Source organism: Microcoleus sp. CAWBG640 (assembly GCF_020883015.1).
Taxonomy (GTDB): domain Bacteria; phylum Cyanobacteriota; class Cyanobacteriia; order Cyanobacteriales; family Microcoleaceae; genus Microcoleus; species Microcoleus anatoxicus.
The window spans coordinates 1-3,991 of the sequence record NZ_JAHRFC010000178.1; the positions used below are offsets into that span (position 1 = coordinate 1).

4 protein-coding genes are annotated in these 3,991 nt (G+C 44.7%); 2 read left to right on the top strand and 2 right to left on the bottom strand.

Translation table 11 applies throughout. From position 1 onward, the window contains the following. Together AAFP11_RS29885 and AAFP11_RS29890 are read right to left on the bottom strand one after the other, a co-directional pair. Window positions 1–1,035: MFS transporter (locus AAFP11_RS29885; RefSeq protein WP_341740261.1), on the bottom strand; the 1,035-nt coding region annotated here is incomplete at its 3' end. 274 nt (window positions 1,036–1,309) lie between these two features. After that, window positions 1,310–1,822: a DUF2808 domain-containing protein gene (locus tag AAFP11_RS29890; RefSeq protein ID WP_341740262.1), complete on the bottom strand. Its 513-nt coding sequence runs from the start codon at window positions 1,820–1,822 to the stop codon at window positions 1,310–1,312. Between the two features lie 517 nt (window positions 1,823–2,339). Here AAFP11_RS29890 and AAFP11_RS29895 point away from each other — a divergent pair. Further along, window positions 2,340–3,488 (top strand): Re/Si-specific NAD(P)(+) transhydrogenase subunit alpha, encoded by a 1,149-nt coding sequence (locus tag AAFP11_RS29895; protein WP_341740263.1) that lies wholly within the window; start codon window positions 2,340–2,342, stop codon window positions 3,486–3,488. 243 nt (window positions 3,489–3,731) lie between these two features. Continuing rightward, on the top strand, window positions 3,732–3,991 hold a 260-nt coding region (locus tag AAFP11_RS29900), incomplete at its 3' end, for an NAD(P) transhydrogenase subunit alpha (protein WP_341740264.1).

The window sequence follows — 3,991 nt, forward strand, 5'->3', positions numbered from 1 at the left end:
TATGGTTTGCAAAAATGTGTTTCCTGCTGCAAATTGCAAGATGAAACCAATTCCTACAAACAGCATCATGATTAATGATAACCACAGGGTTTTTGACAGGGCAAAACCGATTAGTCCAAAGCCCATAACTGCTGGTGAGATGGCTATTAATTTGCCGATGCCAACTACTGTTTTGCGGGTGGTTAAATAAATCGCTCCTGCGAATGCCCCTATTCCAGAAGCTGCCATCAAAAAGCCTAGGGTTTCTGGGCCACCGTGCAGAATTTTTGTGGCAAATATTGGGACGAGCACGGTGTGTGACATTCCGGCAAAGCTGACTAATGCTAAGAGCAGTAAAATGGCTCTAATTGGCGGAAATCCAAAGGAATAAACGAATCCTTCTTTTAATCTTTGTAAGGGTTTTGTATTGGTTTCGGCAATTTTTCTCGGTTTAATCTGCATGGCTAATAAGCCTGCTATGACGGCTATGTAACTGAGTCCGTCTATGAGAAAACAATAACTTGGGCCGACTGTGGCTATCAGCAAACCTGCCAGGGCTGGGCCGATTAATCTGGCTCCATTGAACATGGAAGCATTAATGGCGATCGCCTGTGCTAAATCTTCTTTCTTTTCTACGAGTTCTGGTACAAAAGCTTGGCGGGCTGGCGCGTCAAAAGCATTAATTGCTCCTTGACATAAACTCAGTATAATTATCTGCCAAATGTTGATGATTCCTGTGAGGGCCAAAAATGCTAGGATTAATGATTGAATCATTGCCAAAACTTGAGTTGCAATTATCACTCGGTGGCGGTTCCATCTATCTATTAAAACTCCTGCAAAAGGCAGTAGTATTAATGTGGGAATTTGACTTGTGAATCCGACTAGGCCGAGCATCCAAGGTGAATCGCTCAAATTGTACACAAGCCAAACAGTAGCAACTTGCGTCATCCAACTGCCAATCAGAGAGATGCCTTGTCCTGCAAAAAATAGGCGATAATTTCTCGATCGCAACGCGCGAGGAAGTTTGATATTTTTAACTTTGGCTAGTGGATTCATTTGATGTAAGTAGAAGGATGAAGGAATCAGGAAGATTATTGATACAGTAAGGTTTTGGACGATCTGTATATGAGGTTTAATTAAGTGAATTTACTGAGTTTATTTGATATTAAGTCAAGTTATACCTAGATACCCGACTTCTTTTAGAAGCCGGGTATCTAACAGTTTATTTTACCGATCGCTGAGGATTGGTGTATGAGTCGGAGGTTATATTTTTCGGTTCCCCAAAACCAGGAAAGGATAAATTTATGCCCCCAAGCCGATTTTGTTGCTTTTAATCAATGCTCAACAGCCAAGTACCGAGGTAACGTAGCAAGGGGACATCCCCAGGGGTGCGGATGCGAACGTTGAAATTGTACATTCCTCCTGGCGATGGGTTTTTGACGTTGGAGAGCACAACCTCAACATTGTTGCCGGCAGCAATGGGATCTTTGGGATAAATTTCTATGAAACGATTTTCTTTGTCCCAGATTACTTCTTGCAATTCTATTGATTTGTTTTTGACGCGCACTTTAATGTCTTTTTGGTCGAATTCACCTTTGTAGTAGTTTGGATAGGAAATGTTGAGTTGGGCGATCGCCAGACTTACTTTTTTGGCTGGAATGCGCAGTCTATATCTGTCACCACTCATCCCAGATTTGCCGTAATCTAAGCGGTAATTTAACTGATTGCCGCGCTCTGGGCCTCCGAAAATTGTGAATCCCGGCATTCCTTGGGCTAAAGCCAAGGTGGGTAAACCGGACAGCAAGCAACCTGTAACCGCTAGTGCTGAAAATAATCGTCGCATAACAACTCCTCTAACTAAAATTACGATCGAACCTTGAATATTTAGCAAATATTTAGTGCTGACAATTGGCTATTAGATCTCCAATATTACCGACTCTCTGAGAAATTTGATGGGGGCGAGCGCTGAACAATATAGTTGAATTTTTTGAGGCCATATCCTAGGCTGACATTTAAGATACAGAATTACTAAGTGGTTTAGTATATCATGCTTTGACTCAAATTTCACTGTTTTGGAAATTTCAATCTATAAGACAAGTTAAAGATACGGCTAGAACTTGACCGATCGGCTTTAGTATCAACGAGAGAAGTTTAGGGCAAAGGCTGCTCCAATGTAAAGCAAAGCATCTGGCGATTAAAAATCGCACTTTAGTAGAGAAACCTGTTCCGGCTGGTTTTGTCTGTGTAGACGCGGTGTCAACCGCCCTGTATGCGTGCAGTAGAGGGTGAAAATTCAATGACTGGCTGTCGCTACATTCGATTTTCGCCCTCGAAGTGGTTTCAACTTACCGAGTTTTTTTATGAAATTAGCGATCGCCAAAGAAATAGAAGCAGGGGAACGCCGGGTAGCCTTAGTACCCGACGCTGTAGCCAAATTCGTCAAACAAGGTGTCGAAGTTTGGGTTGAGGCCGGTGCCGGAGCAAAATCCTTTTTCTCGGATCTTGCTTACGAACAAGCTGGCGCCAAAATTGTCGCCGATACCGCTACGCTGTGGGGCGAAGCCGATGTCGTCGTCAAAATCGCCCAATTGCAAGAGTCAGAAGTTCATCAACTTCCCGAAGGTGGAGTTTTCATCGGATTTTTGAATCCTTTGGGAAATCCAGCTTTGGTGCAGCGTTTAGCCGATCGCAAAGTAACAGCATTCAGCATGGAAATGATTCCGCGCACCAGCCGGGCTCAAAGCATGGATGCGCTGTCATCCCAGGCTAATGTGGCTGGTTACAAAGCGGTACTGATTGCAGCGGCGGCTTTACCAAAGTATTTTCCGATGCTGACAACGGCGGCGGGTACGATTCGCCCCGCGAAAGTCTTGGTAATGGGTGTGGGCGTTGCGGGCCTACAGGCGATCGCCACAGCCCGTCGTCTGGGCGCAGTCGTCGAAGCCTTCGACATCCGCCCGGAAACTAAAGAACAAGTGCAAAGCTTGGGTGCTAAATTTATCGATGTCGAACTCAAGGAAGAAACAGTAGCAGCAGGTGGCTACGCCAAAGAATTATCGGAAGCAGCGAAAGAACACACCCGCCAAGTGCTCACCCAGCACGTCGGCGCTTCCGATGCAGTAATTACAACTGCTCAAGTTCCTGGTAGAAAAGCCCCGATTTTAGTTACTAGAGAAATGGTTTCTCAAATGAAACCGGGAGCAATAATTGTTGACCTTGCGGCAGAACAAGGCGGCAATTGTGAGTGCACGGAAGCGGGTAAAGATGTGGAATGGAACGGCGTTAATGTGATTGGACCGATTAATTTACCATCCTCAATGCCTGTTCATGCTAGCGAAACTTACTCGAAAAATGTCTCGGCTTTACTTCAGTTGATGCTGAAAGATAAGGAGCTAAATCTAAATTTTGAAGATGATATCATCGCTGGTGCTTGTGTGGCTCGCGATGGGGGAATTAGCAATCAGCGAGTGCGGGATGCTTTGAATACTTCCGTAGTCAGTAGGCAGTAGGCAGTGGGCAGTGGGCAGTAGGCAGTGGGCAGTAGGCAGTAGGCAGTAGGCAGTAGGCAGTAGGCAGTAGGCAGTAGGCAGTGATTATTTCCAACAACTAACAACTATCAACTGACAACTATCAACTGACAACTAACAACTAACAACTGACAACTAACAACTAACAACTGACAACTAACAACTAACAACTAACAACTGACAACTGACAACTGACAACTGACAACTAACTAATTCACAAGTGTTATGGCAGAAGGATTGATTGCAGGTTTAGTGGTGTTTACTCTAGCATCGTTTGTGGGATTTGAAGTAATTAACAAAGTCCCGCCGACGCTACATACACCTTTGATGTCGGGTTCAAATGCGATTTCAGGAATTGCGGTTTTAGGCGCAATTCTGATTTCTGGCCAAGGTAATGTGACTGTTACTTCGATTTTGGGGACGATCGCGATCGCCCTTGCCACAATTAACGTTGTCGCCGGTTTCTTAGTAACCGATCGAATGCT

Coding starts and splice junctions, on each gene's coding strand:
- AAFP11_RS29890 (WP_341740262.1), bottom strand. CDS start 1,822: ATGCGACGATTATTTTCAGCACTAGCGGTTACAGGTTGCTTGCTGTCC.
- AAFP11_RS29895 (WP_341740263.1), top strand. CDS start 2,340: ATGAAATTAGCGATCGCCAAAGAAATAGAAGCAGGGGAACGCCGGGTA.